The sequence below is a fragment of the Stenotrophomonas sp. SMYL89 genome (assembly GCF_036319985.1).
Classification (GTDB): domain Bacteria; phylum Pseudomonadota; class Gammaproteobacteria; order Xanthomonadales; family Xanthomonadaceae; genus Stenotrophomonas; species Stenotrophomonas maltophilia_Q.
The window spans coordinates 17130-39064 of sequence record NZ_JAWIRW010000021.1; the positions used below are offsets into that span (position 1 = coordinate 17130).

General features: G+C 66.7%; 20 protein-coding genes and 1 pseudogene. 8 read left to right on the forward strand and 13 right to left on the reverse strand.

Annotation, left to right across the window (positions count from 1 at the left end):
* The first annotated feature begins 66 nt into the window (after positions 1 to 66).
* Positions 67 to 489: a F0F1 ATP synthase subunit epsilon gene (locus V3B41_RS18230; protein ID WP_005411127.1), complete on the forward strand. Its 423-nt coding sequence runs from the start codon at positions 67 to 69 to the stop codon at positions 487 to 489.
* Positions 490 to 662: 173 nt separating this feature from the next.
* Here V3B41_RS18230 and V3B41_RS18235 read toward each other — a convergent pair whose 3' ends face one another.
* Complete coding sequence (locus tag V3B41_RS18235) at positions 663 to 1046, reverse strand: GtrA family protein (protein WP_329861762.1); 384 nt, start codon at positions 1044 to 1046, stop codon at positions 663 to 665.
* Between the two features lie 83 nt (positions 1047 to 1129).
* Here V3B41_RS18235 and glmU point away from each other — a divergent pair, with 83 nt between their 5' ends.
* Complete coding sequence (gene glmU, locus V3B41_RS18240; protein ID WP_049429235.1) at positions 1130 to 2497, forward strand: bifunctional UDP-N-acetylglucosamine diphosphorylase/glucosamine-1-phosphate N-acetyltransferase GlmU; 1368 nt, start codon at positions 1130 to 1132, stop codon at positions 2495 to 2497.
* The gene (locus V3B41_RS18245; protein WP_049429236.1) at positions 2466 to 2999 is read left to right on the forward strand and encodes a GNAT family N-acetyltransferase; all 534 of its coding nucleotides are present in this window, start codon (positions 2466 to 2468) and stop codon (positions 2997 to 2999) included. The genes glmU and V3B41_RS18245 overlap by 32 nt, the downstream gene beginning before the upstream one ends.
* 90 nt (positions 3000 to 3089) lie before the next feature.
* On the opposite strand, the pseudogene V3B41_RS18250 reads toward V3B41_RS18245, so the two are convergent.
* The 7 genes and pseudogenes from V3B41_RS18250 to V3B41_RS18280 form a co-directional block, all read right to left on the reverse strand.
* A pseudogene (locus V3B41_RS18250) lies at positions 3090 to 4514 on the reverse strand (HAMP domain-containing sensor histidine kinase); the annotation flags it as partial.
* Positions 4439 to 5785: a sigma-54 dependent transcriptional regulator gene (locus V3B41_RS18255; RefSeq protein ID WP_049429264.1), complete on the reverse strand. Its 1347-nt coding sequence runs from the start codon at positions 5783 to 5785 to the stop codon at positions 4439 to 4441. The pseudogene V3B41_RS18250 and the gene V3B41_RS18255, both read right to left, overlap by 76 nt.
* 123 nt (positions 5786 to 5908) lie before the next feature.
* Complete coding sequence (locus tag V3B41_RS18260) at positions 5909 to 6301, reverse strand: PDZ domain-containing protein (protein WP_049429238.1); 393 nt, start codon at positions 6299 to 6301, stop codon at positions 5909 to 5911.
* Between the two features lies 1 nt (position 6302).
* Complete coding sequence (locus V3B41_RS18265) at positions 6303 to 7520, reverse strand: FtsX-like permease family protein (protein WP_049429239.1); 1218 nt, start codon at positions 7518 to 7520, stop codon at positions 6303 to 6305.
* Positions 7521 to 7540: 20 nt separating this feature from the next.
* Positions 7541 to 8839, reverse strand: a complete 1299-nt coding sequence (locus V3B41_RS18270) for an ABC transporter permease (RefSeq protein ID WP_329861763.1) — start codon at positions 8837 to 8839, stop codon at positions 7541 to 7543.
* A gap of 10 nt (positions 8840 to 8849) precedes the next feature.
* Positions 8850 to 9575 carry an ABC transporter ATP-binding protein gene (locus V3B41_RS18275; protein ID WP_049429240.1) on the reverse strand — a complete coding sequence of 242 codons (726 nt, stop codon included), beginning with the start codon at positions 9573 to 9575 and terminating at the stop codon, positions 8850 to 8852.
* 35 nt (positions 9576 to 9610) lie between these two features.
* A complete protein-coding gene (locus V3B41_RS18280) occupies positions 9611 to 10888 on the reverse strand; it encodes an efflux RND transporter periplasmic adaptor subunit (protein WP_049429241.1) in 1278 nt (425 codons plus the stop codon).
* Between the two features lie 203 nt (positions 10889 to 11091).
* Here V3B41_RS18280 and glmS point away from each other — a divergent pair, with 203 nt between their 5' ends.
* A complete protein-coding gene (gene glmS / locus V3B41_RS18285) occupies positions 11092 to 12930 on the forward strand; it encodes a glutamine--fructose-6-phosphate transaminase (isomerizing) (RefSeq protein ID WP_049429242.1) in 1839 nt (612 codons plus the stop codon).
* A 444-nt stretch (positions 12931 to 13374) separates the two neighbouring features.
* Positions 13375 to 13806, forward strand: a complete 432-nt coding sequence (locus tag V3B41_RS18290; RefSeq protein ID WP_005411115.1) for a CBS domain-containing protein — start codon at positions 13375 to 13377, stop codon at positions 13804 to 13806.
* A 67-nt stretch (positions 13807 to 13873) separates the two neighbouring features.
* Here V3B41_RS18290 and V3B41_RS18295 read toward each other — a convergent pair whose 3' ends face one another.
* Both V3B41_RS18295 and gloA read right to left on the reverse strand, forming a co-directional pair.
* The gene (locus tag V3B41_RS18295; protein ID WP_049429243.1) at positions 13874 to 14302 is read right to left on the reverse strand and encodes a VOC family protein; all 429 of its coding nucleotides are present in this window, start codon (positions 14300 to 14302) and stop codon (positions 13874 to 13876) included.
* Positions 14303 to 14381: 79 nt separating this feature from the next.
* Positions 14382 to 14900 (reverse strand): lactoylglutathione lyase, encoded by a 519-nt coding sequence (gene gloA / locus V3B41_RS18300; protein WP_049429244.1) that lies wholly within the window; start codon positions 14898 to 14900, stop codon positions 14382 to 14384.
* A gap of 125 nt (positions 14901 to 15025) precedes the next feature.
* Here gloA and V3B41_RS18305 point away from each other — a divergent pair, with 125 nt between their 5' ends.
* Positions 15026 to 16138, forward strand: coding sequence for a PLP-dependent cysteine synthase family protein (locus V3B41_RS18305; protein ID WP_049429245.1), 1113 nt, complete (start codon positions 15026 to 15028; stop codon positions 16136 to 16138).
* 48 nt (positions 16139 to 16186) lie between these two features.
* Here the strand turns inward: V3B41_RS18305 and V3B41_RS18310 are convergent, their stop codons facing one another.
* Entirely contained in the window at positions 16187 to 16591 is a 405-nt protein-coding gene (locus V3B41_RS18310) for a hypothetical protein (RefSeq protein ID WP_049429246.1), read from the reverse strand.
* A gap of 170 nt (positions 16592 to 16761) precedes the next feature.
* Here V3B41_RS18310 and V3B41_RS18315 point away from each other — a divergent pair, with 170 nt between their 5' ends.
* Positions 16762 to 18792, forward strand: coding sequence for a M3 family metallopeptidase (locus V3B41_RS18315; protein WP_049429247.1), 2031 nt, complete (start codon positions 16762 to 16764; stop codon positions 18790 to 18792).
* Positions 18793 to 18900: 108 nt separating this feature from the next.
* On the opposite strand, the gene V3B41_RS18320 is transcribed toward V3B41_RS18315, so the two are convergent.
* Both V3B41_RS18320 and V3B41_RS18325 read right to left on the reverse strand, forming a co-directional pair.
* A complete protein-coding gene (locus V3B41_RS18320; RefSeq protein WP_049429248.1) occupies positions 18901 to 19704 on the reverse strand; it encodes an SDR family oxidoreductase in 804 nt (267 codons plus the stop codon).
* Complete coding sequence (locus tag V3B41_RS18325) at positions 19701 to 20267, reverse strand: DUF1415 domain-containing protein (RefSeq protein ID WP_049429265.1); 567 nt, start codon at positions 20265 to 20267, stop codon at positions 19701 to 19703. The genes V3B41_RS18320 and V3B41_RS18325 overlap by 4 nt, the downstream gene beginning before the upstream one ends.
* 193 nt (positions 20268 to 20460) lie before the next feature.
* Between V3B41_RS18325 and V3B41_RS18330 the strand changes: the two genes are divergently transcribed.
* The gene (locus tag V3B41_RS18330; protein ID WP_049429249.1) at positions 20461 to 21927 is read left to right on the forward strand and encodes a benzaldehyde dehydrogenase; all 1467 of its coding nucleotides are present in this window, start codon (positions 20461 to 20463) and stop codon (positions 21925 to 21927) included.
* Positions 21928 to 21935: the final 8 nt, after the last annotated feature.

Here is a 21935-nt window from a genome sequence, read left to right on the forward strand (position 1 = left end):
GCAACCGCCCGCGCCGGTGGACTCCCACGGTGGCATTGCGCCGCCGCGAACAGCGAAGAGATTTGCATGAGCACGATCCGTTGCGACATCGTCAGCGCCGAGCAGGAAATCTTCCGTGGCGAAGCGACCCTGGTCGTGGCCACCGGTGAGCTGGGCGAACTGGGCATCGCGCCCAAGCACGCGCCGCTGATCACCCGCCTGAAGCCGGGCAAGGTGGTGGTGACCACGCCGAACGGCGAGCAGCTGGATTTCGCCATTTCCGGCGGCATCCTGGAAGTTCAGCCGCAGGTGGTGACCGTGCTGGCCGACACCGCGATCCGCGCGCAGGACATCGACGAAGCCTCGGTCCGCAAGGCCAAGGAAGAAGCCGAGCGCATCCTGGCCAACCGCGGTGAAGCCATGGAAGTGGCCGAAGCCCAGCAGAAGCTGGCCGAAGCCGTTGTCCAGCTGCAGGCCCTGGAACGCCTGCGCAAGACCCTCAAGCACTGAGGTTCACGCGCTGCATCCACGAAAACGCCGGCCTTGTGCCGGCGTTTTTGTTTGGGTGGCTGGGCAGAGTCGACTACCGCGCGCAGCGTGGGATTTTCGCGACCTCACGGAAGAGCAGTCGACCAACAGTCGCCTCTACCGTTCCGGTTCCGCTTCCAGATCCTGGCGCCGTCTCAGCGAAACACCACGTAGCGCATCAACAGGAACGACACACAGGCCAGCGCACCTTCCACCAGCGGCTTGGCCAGCCAGGTGTACTGCAGGCCCAGTGCGTGGTCCACCAGGCTCACCAGCAGCGTGCTTGCCGCGGTCATCAGCAGCCACAGCCCGAAGAAGCGGGCAAAGCGCTTCCAGCCCAGCCTGTGTGCGCCCGCCTCGGCGAAGGTGTAGCGGCCGTTGAGCCAGAAGCCCAGCAGCATGCCGGCCAGGCGCCCGGCGACGTTGGCCGGCGCCACTGGCATGCCCAGCGCGGTGGCGGCCACGAACACGAGCCAGTCGAGCAGCAGCTGCACGAGCCCGATGACGAGGTAGGCGCTTCCCTGGCGGATGAGGCTCATCGGCATGGCGAAGGGGGAGGGATGCCCATGTTAACGGCGCACGCTCTAGAATCATCGGCAACGAACCACGGACTGCCGTTCCCATGACCCAACCCCTGCACGTCATCATCCTCGCCGCCGGCGCTGGCAAGCGCATGAAGTCGGTGCTGCCGAAGGTGCTGCAGCCGATCGCGGGCAAGCCGATGCTGGCGCACGTGATCGATGCGGCCCGTGAGCTCCAGCCGACGGCGATACACGTGGTCCATGGCCATGGCGGTGAGGCGGTGCGTCAGTACTTCGCCGGACAGCCCGACCTGCAATGGGCCGAGCAGGCGCAACAGCTCGGCACCGGCCACGCGGTGGCGCAGGCGATGCCCCAGGTTCCCGACCTGGCGCAGGTGCTGGTCCTGTACGGCGATGTGCCGCTGATCCGTGCGCAGACCCTGCGCGACCTTCTGGCGCAGCCGGGCCGGCTGGCGGTACTTGTGGCCGAGGTGGATGACCCGACCGGCTATGGCCGCGTGCTGCGCGATGCCGAGGGTAAGGTCGGCGCGATCATCGAGCAGAAGGACGCCACCGATGACCAGCTGCGCGTGCGTACGATCAACACCGGCATCATCGCCGCGGAATCGACCGCGCTGCGCCGCTGGCTGTCGCAGCTGTCGAACAGCAACGCACAGGGCGAGTACTACCTCACCGATGTCTTTGCTTTTGCCGCGCACGAGTACACACCGGCCGAAATGGCGCTGGTGGCCGATGCGCAGGAGGCCGAAGGTGCAAACGACCCCTGGCAGCTGTCGCAGCTGGAGCGTGCCTGGCAGCGTCGCGCGGTGCGTGCGCTGTGCGCGCAGGGCGCGCGCGTGCGCGACCCGGCACGGCTGGACATCCGCGGCACCGTCACCGTCGGCAGCGACGTGCTGATCGATGTCGACGTGGTGCTGGAAGGCAACATCGTGCTCGGTGACGGCGTCACCGTCGGCCCGTTCAACCGCCTGAAGGACGTCAACCTCGGGCCGGGCACCGAGGTGCGCGCGCATTGCGATCTGGAAGGCGTGGTCACCGAAGGCGCTGCGCAGATCGGCCCGTTCGCGCGGCTGCGCCCGGGCACCGTGCTGGCCGATGGCGTGCACGTCGGCAACTTCGTCGAGACCAAGAAGGTCACGCTGGGTGTGGGCAGCAAGGCCAATCACCTCACCTACCTGGGCGATGCGGTGATCGGCAGCAAGGTGAACATCGGCGCCGGCACCATCACCTGCAACTACGATGGCGTGAACAAGTCGACCACCACCATCGGCGACAACGCGTTCATCGGCTCCAACAGTTCGCTGGTAGCGCCGGTGACCATTGGCGACGGGGCGACCATTGCCGCCGGTTCGGTCATCACCCGCAACGCGCCGGATGGCAAGCTGACACTGGCGCGTGCACGACAGGAAACCATCGATGGCTGGAAGCGCCCGCTCAAGAAGTCCTGAGCCCCGCCTTCCTCGCGCCGAAGAACTCGGTGTGCTGCCCAGCATCGAGCAGCGCGCCGGCGAGCTGTTGAAGGGCCATGAGGCCTATCCGGTGTTCGCCGGGCATGGCCTGGACCTGGCGACATTACAGGAGGGCCTCGAGCGCCGGCAGCTGTGGGTGGTGGACGCGGCTGACGGTGGCATCGCCGGCTATCTGCTTGCCGGCGAACTGGCGGGTGAGTTCCACGTGTTGCAGATGGATGTGGATCCTGCGCATGCGCGGCAAGGTCTTGGGCGCGCGTTGTTGCGCCACGCATTGGTGCAGGCCCGGGTGGAAGGCTATCGCTCGGCGGTGCTGTCCACGTTGTCCGACGTGCCGTGGAATGCGGGCTTCTATGCCAGCGAAGGGTTCGCCGCCGTGCCGGAGGCGGAGTGGGGAGCCGGACTGCAGTCGGTGATGGCCGAAGAGGCCGCGCTCGGGTTTCCGATGCATCTGCGGGTCGCGATGCGGCGCGCCTGGTAGCTGCCGACCTTGGTCGACATATCCACGCATGGCGTGGATCTACTGACTGGCCGACCAGGGGGCGACTACCGGCAGCCCCGATCGACCCGCTCAACCCACCGGCAGCAGGATCGACACGCACAATCCACCATCGCCGCGATTCTGCAGTGACACGCGCCCGCCGTGTGCCTCCACGATCTCGCGCGTCAGCGCCAGCCCCAGCCCGGTGCCGTTGCGCTTGGTCGAATAGAACGGCATCAGTGCGTTCTGCAGCACCTGTTCGTTCATGCCTTTGCCACGATCCAGCACGTCCAGGCGCAGCCACTGCGGCAGCCGCGTCAGCTGCACCTGCACGTCATCGTTGGGTGGATCGGCTTCGGCGCACGCTTCATGTGCGTTCTTGAGCAGGTTCAACAACGCCTGCCCGAACTGCGCGATGTCGATGCGGCTGCTCAGCGCCTCGTCCGGCTCGCGATCCATGCCGAACGGAATCTGCTGGCGCAGGCTGGACAGGAACGGTGCCCAGTGCACGGTCTGCAGCTGCGGCTGCGGCAGCTTGGCAAAGCGTGCATAGCCGCGGATGAAGCCTTCCAGATGGCGCGCGCGGTCCTCGATGGTGGTGAAGATCTCGGGCAGCCGGTCGAAGCGCTCGCGCTGCACCAGCACGCCGCCGGAATGGGCGAGCGAAGCGATCGGCGCAAGGGAGTTGTTGAGCTCGTGGCTGATCACCCGGATCACCTTCTTCCAGGTCTGCACTTCCTGGCGGCGCAGTTCAGCCGTCAGCAGCCGCACCAGCAACAGGTCGTGCGGGCGGCCGTTGAGCTGGAACGCGCGGCGCGAGAGGTGGTAGACCTGCTCATCGTCCTCGTCGCCGTCTTCGCCATCGGCATGTACCGCGAACAGGCTGTCACCGCCACGGGCGATGGCATCGCGCAGTTCCACCGGCACCTGTTCCAGAACGTCTTCCAGGCGCTGGCCTTCCAGCTTCCAGCCGCCGTGCAGCAGCTTGCGCGCCGCCAGGTTTGAGAACACCACGCGGGCCACGCCATCACCGCCGGAGGCGATCAGCAGCATCGCCACCGGTGTGTTCTGCACCATGGTGTCCAGCAGCAGCTCGCGTTGCACCAGTCCCTGTCGCTGCGCGCGCAGTACGTCGCCCAGCTCGCGGTGGGCCTGCACCAGATCGCCCAGCTCGTCGTTCCCAGGCCAGTGCACGCCGAAGTTGTATTCGCCGTCGCGATAACTGCTGGTGGTACCCGCCAGCGCACGCATCAGCGAGCGTACCGGCGCCGTCGCGCGGCGCAGGGTCCACCACATCAGCGACAGCAGGATCAGCGCCGATACCGTGGTCACCACCCAACCATGGTCCATCCAGTAGGCCAGCAGCCACGGCAGTGCCGCCGCCAGTGCCAACACCGGCAGCAGGCGCAGGAACAGGCGGAAAGTGAACGAGCGTCGTTTCATTCGCGTGGAATACCGTGGCGGTCCATGCGCCGGTACAGCGCCTGGCGGCTCAGGCCAAGCTCGGCGGCGGCCTGGGCGATGACGCCATGGTTGCGCGCCAGTACATCCTCGATGCGTGCGCGGTCGGGATCATTGCCTGCGCTGGGTGCGGGTCGCGGTGCGACGGCTGCGCGCGGCAGGTTGAGATCGCCCACTTCGATACGGTTGCCGGTGGCCAGCAGTTCGGCACGCTGGATCACGTTGCGCAGTTCGCGCACGTTGCCCGGCCACGGATGCCGCTGCAGCGCTGCGGTGGCCGCGCTGGACAGCGGTTTGCCGGCGGCCAGGAAGCGCTCGGCCAGCGGCACGATGTCGCCCGGTCGTTCGGCCAGCGGCGGCAGCACCAGTTCCACCGTATTGAGGCGGTAATAGAGGTCTTCGCGGAAGGTGCCGTCGCGGATCATCGCCGGCAGGTCGGCATTGGTCGCGCTGACCACGCGGACCTTGACCTGGCGTTCGCGGTTGGAGCCCAGGCGCTCGAAGCGGCCGGTTTCCAGCACACGCAGCAGTTTCATCTGCCCGCCCAGCGACAGGTTTCCGATCTCATCCAGGAAGAGGGTGCCACCATCGGCGGCTTCGAATTTGCCTTCGCGTGCCTTGTTGGCGCCGGTATATGCACCGGCTTCGGCACCGAACAGCTCGGCTTCGATCAGTTCCGAGGGCAGCGCGCCGCAGTTGACCGCCACGAACGGACCCTTGGCCACCAGTGAATTGGCCTGGATGATCTGCGCGATCTTTTCCTTGCCGGCGCCGTTGGGGCCGGTGATCAGCACCGGCAGTTCCGAGCGTGCAACCTGACAGGCCAGGGTGACCACACGCTCGCTGGCCGGATCGGCGACCACTGCACCGCACAGGTCGTACTTCGCTTCCAGCGCATTGCGCTGGCGCAGTTCACGCGTGCGCCGGCGGTCCAGCTCGCGGCGTGCCTCGGACAGTTCCAGCAGGTTGTTGACCGTGGTCATCAGCTTGCGGTCGTCCCAGGGCTTGGCCAGGTAGTCGGCGGCACCGGCCTTGACCAGGTCCACCGCACTGCTCAGGTGGGTCCAGGCGGTCAGCAGGATCACCGGCAGGTCAGGGTGGCGCGCACGGATCTGTGCGAACAGGGCCTCGCCCTCCTCACCGGAAGTGGTGTCCTCGCTGAAATTCATGTCCTGGATGACCAGGTCGACCGGCTGTGATTCGAGCAGAGCCAACCCGTCTGCGGGCGTCTGCGCCTGCAGGGTGTCGATGTCGTGCAGGGAGAACAGCACGTCCAGCGCGGTGCCCACGCTGGCGTTGTCGTCGATGATCAGGATCGCGGGCATCAAGCGGTTCTGCAGAAAGGGATGGGCGGCGCCGATGGAGCCGTTCGTGTCCACGCACCGGGAGAGCCCGGCGCCACCCATCAAGCATAGCCAAACCCGTGGCTGTGCAGGAGCGACCCTCGCTCAGCGCTGGGGCCGGGCCGGGGGCGCTGGCGGCGCTGGTGGCGGTGGCGCGTCCAGCGCCTGGCGCCAGGCCGCCGCGTCGACCGCCACCGTCAGTTCGCGTCTGTCGCGGCGCAGCAACAGGTAGGCGGTGGCTGCGTTGGAATGGCGCAGGGCCACGGCAAGGTGTTCGACCCGGCGCACCGCCGTGTCGTCCACGCGGAGGATGCGATCACCGCTGCGCACGCCGAAGCGTGCTTCCGGGCTGGCGGCCTCCACATGCACTTGCCCTTCGGTCGAGCGCAGCGACAGCCGCGCTCCATCCTGGCGCCATTCCAGCGTCTGTGCGCTGCCACCACCGGCCAGCGCCGGCAGTGGCAGAAGCAGGATCAGGCACATCGCGCAGGCACGCATCTCACGCGCCCCGCGTGGCGACCGCAGGCGGTACCGCCGCCGCACGCCGGGCCGGACCGAACACCGCGATCTGGCCCAGCACCCACAGCAGCAGCGCACCCAGCGGCAGGTAGTACAGCGGCATGCGCGGCAGCTCGTACAGGTTCATCAACGCCAGGTTGATCGCGTACGCCGCCAGCATGCCCAGCACGATGCCCAGCGTGGCCAGCAGGAAGTTCTCGGTCTGGAAGTAGCGCAGGATCTGCCCGCGAGTGGCGCCCAGCGCACGGCGGATGCCGATCTGCTTGCTGCGCTGCTGCACCCAGAAGCTGGCCAGGCCGATGATGCCCAGCGCGGTGACCACCAGCAGCGAGATGCTGACGGTGATCAGCAGGCCGACCATCGCGCGGTCATTCTTGAAGAAGTCCTTGCGCTGGTCTTCATAGGTCAGCTTGTCGCGCATCAGCCGGTTCGGGTCGTTGCGTTCCAGCGCGGCGGCACCGGCGTCGAGCACGTCCTGGCGGCGTTCGGGCGAGGTGCGCAGGATGTAGGTGCCACCGTCGTCGAAGGTGCGGCGGATCGGCAGCAGCATCGAGTTGGTCCAGTTGTCATTCCAGCCATTGGGCGTGCTGAGCGTGTCGACGATGCCGACCACGTGCAGCGACTGCTTGCCCATGTAATAGGTCTTGCCCAGCGCACTGCCATTGGGCTCCATCTTGGCGGCGGTGGCCTGGGTGAGGATGACCGGGATGGCCTTTTCCTTGGCGCCGCCCTTGCTGACGTCTTCGAAGTTCTGGTACTCGTCGGGCAGGAAATCGCGGCCGGCGATCAGATTGATGCCCATCGTCGCCAGCCCGTTCTCGGACAGGGTGTACATCGAGGCGTTGGTGGTCGGCCGTTCCTGGTCGATCACGCGCGAGATGCTGCTGCTGGAGGAACCGTTGCGGAAGGGGATCTGGTTGATGATCGTGACGTTGCTGACGCCGGGAATCGCACGCAGCGATGCCAGGTCCTCGCGGGTGCGGGCCATGGCGTCGGTCTGCTTGCCGATGCCACTGACGCGCAGCATTACCAGTTCGCTCTCGGCGATGCCGCTGGGCATGCTGATCTTTTCCACGCGCTGGCTGACCAGGAACAGCGCGTTGCAGACGATGGCGCAGGTCAGTGCGACTTCCAGCACGATCAGGGCAGCGGCGGTCTTGTGCCGGCGCAGCGTGCTGAGGATGGGGCGGATGTCCATGGGAGTCCTCGTTCGGGTGCTTACTGCGACTTGAGCTGGATGGCCGGGGTGACCTGCATGGCGCGCCAGGCGGGCAGGAAACCGGCGGCGAGGCTGGCGAACAGGGTCAGGCCCAGTGCGAGCAGCAGCATGTTGCCGTCAAGGTGGGCCAGCTTGGCGTACTCCACCGGTTGCTGGCGCACCGCGAACAGACCGAGCAGGGCCAGACCGATGCCCAGCACGCCACCGACCACGCCGACCGCGCCGGCTTCCACCAGGCACTGCAGGAAGATCTGGCCGCGGCTGGCACCGAGTGCACGGCGCACGCCGATCTCACCGCTGCGGCGCAGGAACTTGGCCAGCAGCAGGCCTACCGTGTTGACCAGGCAGACACCGAGGAAGCCCAGCGCCAGCCACAGCTGCAGGCGCACGTCGCTGGGGACTGCACCATTGAAGTCCAGCCATTCCATCACGGTGCGCAGGCGCACGTTCGGCGGATGCTTGAAGCGGCCGGCCTCGCGCTGCTGGGTCGAATAGTTCTCCAGGTAGCGGCGGTAGTCGCCGGCCTTGGCCGGATCCATCTCCACCCAGTACTGCAGCCATGCGCACGGTGCATTGAGCGAGTAGCTGTTGCCGTCGGGGTTTTCGCCGAAGCAGTTCATGTTGCCGTTGTTGCCGAGCTTCAGGTCGAACGAGGTGGAGATCGGCAGCAGCAGGTCTTCGTTCTTGCCGTAGCTGCCGGTGGTCAGGTCGTAGAAGTGCGGCTCCGGGCTCCATTCCTTCATCACGCCGACGATGCGGTAACTCTGTCCTTCCATGCGCAGGTCGCGGCCCACGCTGTTGGCACCCTGGTACAGCTTGTCGTTGAGCGCCTTGGAGATGACCACCACGCGTGCGCGGCCTTCATCGTCCTCGCGCGTCCAGGGCCGGCCGTACTGCATGGGCACCTCGAACATCGGGAAGAAGTCGGCCGAGGTCCAGCGGGTGTCGATGCTGAAGGGTTTGAGGGTGCTGTGGTCCGGTTCGATGGTGCCGCCACCGCCGCTCATCAGCGCCTGGCGTTCACCCTTGGCTTCGCGCAGCAGCGCTTCACCGTCGAAGCGGGTGAGTTGGGTTTCCGGCTCTTCGCCGGCGACATAGGCGCCGGTCGCGGCATCGAGCTGCACGTAGAACAGGCGGTCGCTCTTGCCGGGGATCGGGTCGCCGGACAACACGTGGAACACGGTCAACGTGGTCATCGAGGCGCCGATGCCGAGCGCGATGGCAACCACCATCAGCGCGGTCAGGACCTTGTTGCGGCGGAAGCTGCGCGCCGCCAATCGGGCGTAGTAGGCGAACATGGTCGGGCCCTCACTCGTTGACGGCGACGATGTGGCGCACCGGCGTGGCCAGCACCGGCTCACGCACCAGGTCGGTCACCTGGCCATCGACGATGTGCACGTTGCGCTGCGCGCGTGCGGCCAGTTCCGGGTCGTGGGTGACCATCACGATGGTGGTGCCGGCGGCATTGATCTCTTCCAGCAGTTCCATCACGCCACGGGCCATCTGCGTATCCAGGTTGCCGGTCGGTTCGTCGGCCAGCAGCAGGCGCGGGCTGCCGGCCAGGGCACGTGCGATCGCCGCGCGCTGCTGCTGGCCGCCGGACAGCTCGTTCGGGTAGTGCTTCATGCGCGAGCCGAGGCCGACCTGGGTCAGCGCCTTCTCGATGCGTTCGCGGCGCTCGTTGGCGCTCATCTTGCGATAGCGCAGCGGCACGTCGACGTTGTCGAACAGGTTGAGGTCCGGGATCAGGTTGAAGCCCTGGAAGATGAAGCCGATCTTCTGGTTGCGCAGGCGGCTGCGCGCATCATCACCCAGCGTGCTCACGTCCTGGCCGTCCAGCATGTAGGTGCCACTGGTGAAGGTTTCCAGCAGGCCGGCGATGTTGAGGAAGGTGGTCTTGCCGGAACCGGACGGGCCGGTGACGGCAACGAATTCGCCTTCCTTGACCTGCAGTTCCAGCGAGCGCAGTGCGTGGGTTTCCACCTGTTCGGTGCGGAAGACCTTGGCGACCGAGCGCATTTCGAGCATGTACATGGGGTGTCCTCTCTCCAGGATTCAGGTATCAGGTATCAGTTGACGGAGACGCGCTCGGCGTCCTTGAACAGGTCGCTGCCGGAGACCACGATGCGGTCGCCCGGTTGCACACCCGACTTGATTTCCACTTCGCCCAGGCTGCTGACGCCCAGTTCCACCGGACGGCGCACGGCGGTGCGGCCATCCATCACGTAGGCCATGCCATTGCCCTGTTCGACGAACGGGCCGCGCTCGACCTTCAGCACGTTCCTGCGGGTATCGAGCAGCACGCGCACCGACATCCGCTGGCTCTGGCGCAGGCCTTCCGGCTGCGCGCTGGCAAAGCGCACGCGGGCGTTTACCTCACCGTTGACCACTTCCGGCGACACTGCGCTGATTTCGCCCGGGAACGGCTGGCCGTTGCCACCGGTCAGCTGCGCCGGCATGCCGATCGCCAGGTCGCGGGCGAAACTCTCCGGCACCTTGATCTCGACTTCGAACTTGGACAGGTCGACCACGCCCAGCACCGGTGCGTTGGCGGCCAGGTTGGTGGACTGCACCGCCTGCACCTGGCCGACCTGGCCATCGAAGGGGGCACGCAGCGTCAGCGCGTCGACCTGGCGCTGCACTTCGGCCACCACCGCCTTCTGGCGATCGGCCAGCAGACGCTTGTTGCGGGCATCCAGGTCGGCGCCCTGGCTCTGCAGGCGTGCATCGGTGGTGGCGTTGGCCAGGGTGATGTCGGCCTTCTTCAGCGAGTCCTTGGCCTTGGCCAGGTCGATCTGCGGCACCGCACCGCCGTCGTAGCCGCGCTGGTAGCGCTGCAGGTCGCGGTCGGCGGCCTGCCGTTCGATGGTGGCCTGGTCGGTTTCCTTGCGCGACTTGGCGCGGGCCAGGGTGGCGTCCAGCGCGGCACGGCTGGCCTCGGCTTCCAGGCCGGCCAGGGTGGCCTGTTCCTGGGCCAGCTTGCTGCGCAGTTCGGGGCTGTCGATGATCGCCAGCTCCTGCCCCTTCTTCACCACATCGCCGGCGACCACCTTCAGGTCCACGGTGCCGGCCGAGATGGCATACAGGATCGGGCTGTTGGCGGCGATCACGCGGCCGTCGGCGGCGATGTCGCGCACCAGGTCGCCACGTTTCACTTCGGCGATGCGCACGCGGCTGCTGTCGAAGGAGCGGCTGGCGTTGGACCAGGCGTGCACGGCCCAGCCGATGCCGGCGAGCAGGGCGATCGTGCCCAGCGCCGGCCAACGGTAACGGTGCCAGTTGGCGCGCGGGGCGCTGGCCGGGGCGGAGGAAACGATCTGGTCCTGGGCGGAAGTGTCGCGGATCATCGGGTGCGTGCCTGACGGTGGTAGCCAGTACCAAGCACGTAGCGTGCCAACTTTATTTCCTTCTCCATCAATGAGTTGGGTGGGTGTCTGAAGTGTCCGGGTGTCCGCGGACACCTTTCCGGACACTTTCATTAAGCGGACAGGAGGGGGAAGCCGGACACGCAGGCTAGAATGCGACGATCGTCTTCAAGGAAACGCGTGACATGTGTGGAATCGTGGGTGCGATCGCTGATCGCGACGTAGTGCCGGTGCTGATCGAGGGTCTGAAGCGCCTTGAGTACCGTGGTTACGATTCCTCGGGTATCGCGGTGATCGACCATGCCGAGCGGTCGGAGGTGCGTCGCGTGCGTCGTACCGGTCGCGTGTCGGAAATGGCCACCGCGGCCGAGGCCGAGGGCTTCAACGCGGTGCTGGGCATCGGTCACACCCGCTGGGCCACCCACGGCGGTGTCACCGAGGCCAATGCGCATCCGCACATCAGCCAGGGCGTGGCGCTGGTGCACAACGGCATCATCGAGAACCATGAAGAGCAACGCGAGAAGCTGCGCGCCCTGGGCTACACGTTCGAGTCGCAGACCGATACCGAAGTCATCGCGCACCTGATCCACCATCACCTGAAGAGCGGCGACGACCTGCTGGTGGCGCTGCAGCACACGGTGAAGGAACTGACCGGTGCCTACGCGCTGGCCGTGGTCAGCCGCGCCGAGCCGGAGCGCTTCGTCTGTGCGCGCATGGGCTGCCCGCTGCTGATCGGCCTGGGCGAGGGCGAGAACTTCGTCGCTTCGGATGTCTCGGCGGTGATCTCGGCCACCCGCAAGGTGATTTTCCTGGAGGAAGGCGATACCGCCGAAATCCGCCGCGATGGCGTGCGCATCTTCGACGAGCACGACCAGCCGGTCGAGCGCGACGTGCATCTGTCCGACGTATCGCTGGCATCGCTGGAGCTGGGCCCGTACCGCCACTTCATGCAGAAGGAAATCCACGAGCAGCCGCGCGCCCTGGGCGACACCATCGAGGCGGCGATCGATGCCGGTGGTTTCCCGGCCGAGCTGTTCGGCAAGAACGCCGAAGCCGTGTTGTCGGGCATCGAGGGCGTGCAGATCATCGCCTGCGGTACCAGCTACTACGCCGGCCTGACTGCACGCTACTGGGTCGAGGCCATCGCCGGCCTGCCGTGCAGCGTGGAGATCGCCAGCGAGTACCGCTACCGCGCCGCCTACGCGAATCCGAAGCACCTGATCGTGACCATTTCCCAGTCCGGCGAAACGCTGGATACGATGGAAGCGCTGAAGTACGCCAAGTCGCTGGGCCACAAGCACACGCTGTCGATCTGCAACGTGCCGGAAAGCGCGATCCCGCGTGCCAGCGAACTGGTCTGTTACACCCGTGCCGGTGCCGAGATCGGCGTGGCATCGACCAAGGCCTTCACCACCCAGCTGGCGGCACTGTTCCAGCTGACCGTGGTGCTGGGCAAGCTGCATGGCCGCATCGACGCGGCACAGGAAGCGGACTACCTGGAGCAGCTGCGCTTCCTGCCGGGCAGCGTGCAGCACGCGTTGAACATGGAGCCGCAGATTGCTGCGTGGGCCGAGCGCTTCGCGCGCAAGAGCAGCGCGCTGTTCCTGGGCCGCGGCCTGCACTACCCGATCGCGCTGGAAGGCGCGCTCAAGCTCAAGGAAATCTCCTACATCCACGCCGAGGCCTACCCGGCGGGCGAGCTGAAGCATGGTCCGCTGGCGCTGGTGGACGAGGACATGCCGGTGGTGGTGATCGCGCCGAACGACAGCCTGCTGGAAAAGGTGAAGTCGAACATGCAGGAAGTGCGTGCGCGTGGCGGTGAACTGTTCGTGTTCGCCGACCAGGACAGCAACTTCAACGCGTCCGAAGGCGTGCACGTGATTCGTACGCCGCGCCATGCCGGCGTGCTCAGCCCGATCGTGCATACCATTCCGGTGCAGTTGCTGGCGTACCACACCGCGCTGGCACGTGGCACCGACGTGGACAAGCCGCGCAACCTGGCCAAGAGCGTGACAGTGGAGTAAACCCGTCGGCTCGGTTGGATGCTGCAAGCGAAAGGGGCCCCAGTGGCCCCTTTCGTTTGTGCCGGCGTCCGTGCGAAGTGGGACAGCCTCAGGGTGTTCTGTCCGCCGTCGGCAGCCATCAATCAATCTTTAACGCGCGGCATCGCCAGTATTCAGCGGCGGTTTCAGCCACGGTGCCATTCTCTGGATCGTCGGTTGGTTCCCACGACGAACTGTCCCATCGATGCCGATAGTGACCGAGGGACGCAGTCGTAGAATCGATTTGACCGAGATACGGGCTGTGCTGTTGAACCCGCCTCGTTCGCGTTGCAGCACGTCGCCTGTCGATGCATTCCACCGGCAGCCGGGTGCGCCAGACGTGCGCTGTAAGGTCTGTTCCCGGGGAGGGGGCGTATCGGAAGAGCACACTTTTTTGACTTCAGTGACCTGCACCAGGAAACAAGAATGAACGTCCGCGAACTCCTGCAATCCAAGAAAGAAGCTGTCATCACCATCGACGCCGAAGACACCATCGGTGCCGCCGCCCACAAGATGAGCGCGAACAGGATCGCTGCGCTGGTGGTGATGAAGGACGATGCCCCGGTCGGCATCATTTCCGAAAAGGACATCGTGCGCACCCTGGCCGACGACGGCCCGCAGGCCGGCCGCCGGGTGATTTCCAGCCTGCCGTCCACCGGCCTGGAAGGCATCGCCCCGGAGGCCACCCTGAAGCAGGCCATGTCGTTGATGACGTACTCGCGGCGCCGTCATCTGATGGTCACCGAAGGCACCCGCCTGGTTGGCATCCTCAGCCTGGGCGACATCGTGAAGAACCTGCTGGGCGAGCTGGAGCTTGAAAAGGCCGTGCTGCAGGACATCTACATGGCCGCCCACTGAGGGCCACACCGTCGGAAGCAGAGAAGCCGGGCATTGCCCGGCTTCTTCGTTTACGGCATCGGTGAAATCAGAAAGTGACCTTCACCGAGTCGGCGCTGTAGTTGGCCGGGCCGTGGTAGACCACTTCAATGTTGTTGCCATCGGGATCGAGCACGAACGCACCGTAATAGCCCGGGTGGTAGGGGCGTTCGCCGGGCGCGCCGTTGTCGGTACCGCCGGCGGCAATGGCGGCGCTGTGGAAGGCATCGACAGTGGCGGTGTCGCGGGCCTGGAATGCCAGGTGGTGGCGTCCGGTCAGCTGGCCAGCGGCGGCCTCGCTGCTGGCGCTGGAAACGAACAGCTCGTCGGCCCAGAAGTAGTCCTCGCCTTCACCGGCCACCGGGATGCCGATGGTGTCGAACACCGCCTGGTAGAAGCGGCGGCTGGCCGCCAGGTCGCGCACTACCAGCTGGATGTGGTCGATCAGGCGGCCACGGTGAAGTTCCATCGTTTCCATACGAACCTCGCAAAAAAGGGGACGGAGTCGGTAGCGCCGGGCATGGCCTGGCGCTACCGGAATTGTGCCCCTTTCCGGGTCAGGCGTTGGCGATGATCTCGACCCAGTAGCCGTCCGGGTCCTTGATGAAGGCCAGGTTCTTCATGCGGCCGTCGGTCAGGCGCTTCTGGAAGGTCACGCCCAGATCCTCGAAGCGCTGGCAGGCGGCCTCGATGTCCGGCACCGACACGCAGATGTGGCCGAAGCCGCGCGGGTCGCTGTTGCCGTCGTGGTAGACCGCGCCGTCCTGGCTCTCAGTGCCGTGGTTGTGGGTCAGTTCCAGCACGCCCGGCAGGCCGGCCATCCACAGGCGGCGGGCGTTGTCATCTTCCGGCACCATGACGCCGGCGGGCACGTAGGCCAGGAAGTACAGGCTGAACTGGGCCTCCGGGAAGTCGCGCTTGTCGATCAGCTGGTAGCCGAGCACGCGGGTGTAGAAGTCCAGCGAGGCGGTAATGTCCTTCACCCGCAGCATGGTGTGGTTGAACACGAAGCCGGTGGTTTCGGCCGGGGCCTGGGCGGCGACGCCGGGAACATCGCGCAGGGCGGGAATGGTCATGGGGGAGGTCCTTCAGGCAGGGCCGTTGCCGGCCGGATGGGGCCATTCTACCGGCCAGCACCTGACGGCACTGCGACGTACAATGGCCGGATCGCACCGTTCCGTCCTGACAACGATTGCCCGCCATGTCGCAGCGTGAATGGGTGGCCGCCGCCATCCGCAAGATCGAAGCCGATTTCAACCGTTCCGCCGATACCCACCTGATCCCGTTGGCGCTGCCCGGGTTCGAGGGCATCGACCTGTACCTGAAGGATGAATCGAGCCATCCCACCGGCAGCCTGAAGCACCGGCTGGCGCGCTCGCTGTTCCTGTATGCGTTGACCAATGGCTGGTTACGCGAAGGGCGCCCGGTGATCGAAGCATCCAGCGGCTCGACCGCGGTCTCCGAGGCCTATTTCGCGCGCCTGCTTGGTTTGCCGTTCATTGCGGTGATCCCGGCCACGACCTCGCCGGAGAAGATCGCGGCAATCGAATTCCACGGTGGCCGCTGCCATCTGGTCGAGCGTGCCTGCGATCTCAACTGCGATTCGGAAAAGCTGGCCCGTGAAACCGGCGGCCACTTCATGGACCAGTTCACCTACGCCGAACGTGCGACCGACTGGCGCGCCAACAACAACATTGCCGAATCCATCTTCAAGCAGATGGCCGAAGAGCCCAGCCCGGTTCCGGAATGGATCGTGTGCAGCCCCGGCACCGGCGGTACCGCCGCCACGCTGGGCCGCTATGTCAGCTACCGCCGGCATGACACCCGCATCCTGTGCGCGGACCCGGAAGTGTCGGTGTTCTTCGACGGTTACCAGGCCGCCGTGGCCGGTGAGCAGGATTGGCGTGGCCTGACCTGCAGCGGTGGCTCGCGCGTGGAAGGCATTGGCCGGCCGCGGGTGGAGCCGAGCTTCATCCCGACCAGCGTCGATGCGATGGTGAAGGTGCCCGATGCGCTGAGCCTGGCCGCGATGCGCCATGTCAGCCGCCAGCTGGGCCGCCGCGTCGGTGGCTCCACCGGCACCAACTTCATCGGCGTGCTGCAGGCCGCACAATGGATGCGCGAGGCGGGCCATCAGGGCAGTATCGTCAGCATCCTGTGCGACAGCGGCGAGCGCTACGCGCAGAGCTATTACGACCCGTCGTGGTACGCGCGCCAGGGCATCGATGTCGACGGCGCCGACGCGCAGCTGGCGGCGGCGGTGGCCGGGCAGGGACTGCCGGCGTTGCCGTGGTGCAGCCTGGAAGCGCTGTAGGACGGTCGATGTTGTCGCCGGGCCACGCCCGGCGATCACGATGGCGTCTCAATACCCCGCTGCGGTGAACGCATCCAGCACCGCATCACGCAGGGCATCGGGCAGCGCCTCGATGTCCATCGCGCGGTCATCAAGATGCAGGCTCGGGTCCAGCGTGCTGGCGCGGCCCTGCGCCAACGCCTGCAGCCACAGCAGCACGCAGATCACGAACTCGCGCTCATGGCCCAGCCGCAGCTGGCTGGCGCCGCGTTCGATCACTTCGAACGGGTACCACTCCTGGGCATCGCTGAACGTGCCGCCCTGCTGCAGCACCGTCTGCAATTGCTGCAGGTGGCGCGGGGCGTCGTCGCCGGCATCGCACAATGCGGCGATCCAGGTCAGTTCGGCCGGGCTGGCGGACAATGCCAGTGACCGGGCCGGTGAGGCGGATGCAACTGCAGCCAGACCTTCCATGTGGGGCCTCGTTCGGTGCGTACCGCTGCGGACTCCCCCGCACTCAGAGCTTCGGTGCGTGGCCGTAAGGCCGATGTGAATGCCGGGCCGTGCCCCCTTGTCAGCCACGCCTGCCAGCGCCATATCTACAGAACTGCCCGCCCGCCGGGCCCGTACCCTGGAGACCTGCCGTGACCGTTGCCAACCCCCTGCTCGATTTTTCCGGCCTGCCGCGTTTCGAGGCGGTCCGTCCGGAGCACGTGGCGCCGGCGCTGGACGTGCTGCTGGCCGAGGCGGAAGCCGCTGTCGGCGTCGCCGAGCAGGTGCAGCCGGTCACCTGGCAGACCTTCGTGGCCCCGCTGGACGATGCCACCGAGCGTCTGTGGCGTGCCTGGGGCCTGGTCGGCCACCTGCAGGGCGTGGTCAACACGCCGGAACTGCGCGAGGCCTACAACAGCAACCTGCCGCGGGTGACCCGCTTTGCCAGTGCACTGGGCCAGAACCTGGCGCTGTATCGCCAGTACCAGGCGCTGGCCGGCAGCCCCGAGGCGGCGACCTTCGATGAGGCCCAGCACAAGGTGCTGGACAACACCCTGCGCGATTTCCGCCTGGGGGGCGCCGAACTGGCGCCGGAGGCCCAGCAGCGCTTCGCCGCGATCAAGGAGGAACTGTCGGCGCTGTCGGCGAAGTTCTCGCAGAACGTGCTGGACGCTACCGATGCGTGGTCGCTGATCATCGAGGACGAAGCGCGCCTGGCCGGCCTGCCCGATGACGTGAAGGCCGCCGCGCACGCTGCGGCAGAAAAGGAGGGGAAAGCAGGTTGGAAACTGACCCTGCAGATGCCGTGCTACCTGCCGGTGCAGACCTGGGGCGAGGACCGTGACCTGCGCGAGATCCTGTATCGCGCCAGTGCGCAGCGCGCCTCCGAATTCGGCGACGACGCGCTGGACAACAGCGGCAATATCGACCGCATTCTCGCCCTGCGCGCGGAACTGGCGGCGCTGCTCGGCTTCGGTTCATACGGCGAGTATTCGGTGGCGACCAAGATGGCGCAGGACCCGGCCGAAGTACTCGGCTTCCTGCGTGACCTCGCTGCACGTGCCAAGCCGTTCGCGGCCAAGGATCGCGCCGAGCTGGAGCAGTTCGCGCGCGAGCAGCTGGGCATCGAGCCGTTGCAGGCCTGGGACCTGGCCTTCGCCGCCGATCGCCTGAAGCAGGCGCGCTACAGCTATTCCGAGCAGGACGTGAAGCAGTACTTCACCGAACCGAAGGTACTGGGCGGCCTGTTCTCGGTGATCGAGCAGCTGTACGGCCTGCGTGTGCAGGAGGACAGCGCCCCGGTGTGGCACGAGGACGTGCGCTTCTTCCGCCTGGTCGATGCGCAGGGTGCGCTGGTCGGCCAGTTCTATCTGGATCTTTATGCGCGCGAGGGCAAGCGCGGTGGTGCGTGGATGGATGATTGCCGCAACCGCCGCGTGCGCGCCGATGGCAGCGTGCAGACGCCGCTGGTCTACCTGGTGTGCAACTTCGGCCGTGGTGCCAATGGCAAGCCGGCTACCTTCAGCCACAACGAAGTGACCACGCTGTTCCATGAGATGGGCCATGGGTTGCACCAGCTGCTGACCCGCATCGGCGAACTGGGCGTGGCCGGTATCAATGGCGTGGAATGGGATGCAGTGGAGCTGCCCAGCCAGTTCATGGAGAACTTCTGCTGGGAGTGGGATCACCTGCAGGCGATGACCGCGCACGTGGACAGTGGCGAGCCGCTGCCGCGCGCGCTGTACGAGCGCATGCTGGCCGCGCGCAACTTCCACAGCGGCATGGCCACCGTGCGCCAGCTGGAATTTGGCCTGTTCGACATGCTGCTGCACAGCCAGTTCGAACCGGCGCAGGACAGCGTGCTGGCATTGCTGGATCGCGTGCGCGCGGAAGTGGCGGTGAACCATCCGCCGGTCTGGAACCGCTTCCCGCACCAGTTCAACCATATCTTCGCCGGTGGCTATGCGGCGGGCTACTACAGCTACAAGTGGGCCGAGGTGCTGAGTGCCGATGCCTACGCCGCGTTCGAGGAAGCGCCGCAGGCGCTGGCGGAAACCGGTGCACGCTTCCGCGATGAGATCCTGTCGCGGGGTGGCAGCCGCCCGGCGGCGGAGAACTTCAAGGCCTTCCGCGGCCGCGCACCGCAGATCGACGCGCTGCTGCGCCATTCGGGCATGGCGTAAGCCGCTCTGGTAGGTGCCAACCCTGGTTGGCACTTCACCGCCATCCACGCATGGCGTGGATCTACCAATGATCTTCAGTAGATCCACGCCATGCGTGGATGAGGCGGGTCATTCGGCGTAGATCATCTTCCGGGTCATGCCGCCGTCGACGACGAAGTCCTGTCCGGTGCTGAAGCCGGACAGCGAGGACAGCAGATACACCGCCAGTGCACCGATATCTTCAGGGCGGCCGACCCGGCCGACCGGATGCTGGGCGTGGTCGATGGCCGAGTAGTCGGGCTCGTGGCGGCGCGAGGGCGCCTGCCAGGCCGTGGTGCCGATCCAGCCGGGGCTGATGCTGTTCACCCGCACCGCCGGGCCGGCGCTGATCGCCAGCGCATGGGTGAAGGCGACCAACCCACCCTTGGCGGCCGCATAGGCCTCACTGTGCGCCTCGGATTGCCAGGCGCGGGTTGAGGCGATGTTGATGATTGCCCCGGCAGCGCTGGCCGACAGCGCCGACAGCGCGTGCTTGCTGCACAGGAAGGCGCCATGCAGCGACGATAGGCGGCGTTGCCATTCGTCCCACTCCATGTCCTGCAGCCGCGTGCCGTGCGGCCCCGCGATGCCGGCATTGTTGACCAACCCGTCGATGTGTCCGAAGCGACGCAGCGCCTCGGCGACGAACGCGCGCACGCTGCCTTCGTCGGTGATGTCCAGGCGCTGGAACGCAGCGTCATCACCGCGCTGCCATTCCACCAGACACGCTTCGCCGGCCTCCACGTCCAGGTCGCCGATCAGCACGCGGCCACCGGCACCGAGCACGGCCTGGGCGATGCCGCGGCCGATGCCGTTGGCACCCCCGGTGATCAGCACCACCTTGCCCGACAGCGGCGCGGCCGGCCATGCGGCAATCGGCGGAACGCGGCTCATGACAGGTCGTCGCCACGCAGGCGGCGATGCCAGCCGTCCACGCCGATGCGGTCCAGGGTCTGGATGTTGCGCTCGACGATCACGTCCGGGTCCGGATAGACGTCCACCGCGCGCGCCACGCTGTCCTCGCGCAGCAGGTGCAGGGTGGGGAAGGGCGCACGGTTGGTGTAGTTGCTGGCGTCGTCGGCGGCCACGCCCTCGAACTGGTAATCCGGATGGAAGCTGGCTACCTGCAGGATGCCCTGCAGGTCCAGTGCCTCGATCGCGGCGTCGGCGTTGTCGAGGAAGTCGTTGTAGTCGAGGAAGTCGGTCAGCACCTGCGGATGCACGATCAGCGTGGTATCGATCTGCTCGGCCGGCGTATCGCGCAGCAGCACCAGCTCCTCGGCCAGCTGTTCGACCAGCGCTTCCGGCGTGGTCGCATCGCTGAGCACGAAACGGACCTGGTCCTTCACGTATACCGCCTTGGCGAACGGGCACAGGTTCAGGCCGATGACGATGCGCTCCAGCCACAGGCGGGTGGCGGCGATCGGGTCATCGGTGGGCAGGTGGGTGTCGGTCATGGCGGGCACGTCGGCTGGCGGGGCGGACATTGTAGGCAGTGTGCCGCCGCCGCGCTGTTCACTGTGCAGGAACTGGACAGTCGTCATGCTGGAAATCCCCGCCGGTTCAAGCCCTTGCGGGCGGCCGCTGGATGGCCGATTGCCTGCCGCGGACGGCGGGCGTGGAATGGGCGCACGACACAGGAGGACACCCATGACTGCATCTTCCCCGTGGCTGCCGGATGCCCTTTGGGCCGGCGCCTTCTTCGATGGTCGCTGGCAGGCGGCCGAGCAACGGCAGCTGGTGATCGAGCCGGCCACCGGCAACACCCTCGGCGAGATCGGCCTGGCCGACCCGGCGCAGGTGGCGCGCTCGGCGGCAGCCGCTGCCCAGGCGCAACAGGCGTGGGCGTCAGCGCCTTACGAGCAGCGCGCTGAGGTCATGCGCAAAGCGGCACGCCTGGCCGAAGAGAACATTGACACCCTGGTCGAGTGGCTGGTGCGCGAAAGCGGCTCCACTCGCCTGAAGGCCGGCTTTGAGGCGAAGGTCACTATCAAAGCATTGCACGAAGCCGCGGCGCTGCCTTCGCGTAGCGTCGGCGAGATCCTGCCGTCCGAGCCGGGCCGGCTGAACCTGGCGCGGCGTCGGCCACTGGGCGTGGTCGGCGTCATCTCACCCTTCAATTTCCCGCTGTACCTGGCCATGCGCGCGGTGGCGCCGGCCATCGCGCTGGGCAACGCGGTGGTGCTCAAGCCGGACCCGCGCACGGCGGTGTGCGGCGGCGCGGTGATCGCACGCCTGTTCGAGCAGGCCGGGCTGCCGGCAGGTGTGCTGCACATGCTGCCCGGTGATGGCGCGGCCGGTGCCGCGCTGACCAGCGATCCGCACGTGGCGATGATCCAGTTCACCGGTTCCACCGCTGCCGGGCGCAAGGTCGGTGAAGCGGCGGGCAGGCACCTGAAAAAGGTGTCGCTGGAGCTGGGCGGCAAGAACTCGCTGATCATTCTCGATGATGCCGACCTCGACCTGGCGGTGGCCAACACCGCGTGGGGCGTCTACCTGCATCAGGGACAGATCTGCATGGCGACCGGCCGCGTGCTGGTGCATCGGAAGATCCATGATGCGTTCCTGCAGAAGCTGGTGGCCAAGGCCAATTCGCTGAAGGTGGGAGATCCGGCACGCGAAGAGGTGGCCATCGGTCCGCTGATCAATGCTGGCCAGCGTGATCACGCCGCGCGCGTGGTCGAGCAGGCGCTGCAGGCCGGTGCCTCGCTGGAGGCCGGCGGTACGCACCGCGATCTGTTCTTCGCGCCGACCGTGCTTGGCAACGTCTCTGCCGACAATCCAGCCTTCAACGAAGAGATCTTCGCGCCAGTGGCGGTGGTGGTGCCGTTCGACGATGACGACGATGCCGTGCGCCTGGCCAACGACAGCGAGTACGGCCTGTCGATGGCCATCGTCTCCAGCAACGTCGGGCGCGCGTTGAAGCTCGGCGAGCGCCTGCGCACCGGCCTGCTGCATATCAACGACCAGACCGTGAACGACGACGTGATCAATCCCTTCGGCGGCGTCGGTGCATCCGGCAACGGCACCAGTATCGGTGGCCCCGCCAACGGAGAAGAGTTCACCCAGTGGCAGTGGTTGACCGTCAAGGGCGAAGCGCCCGCCTACCCGATCTGATCGAAGGA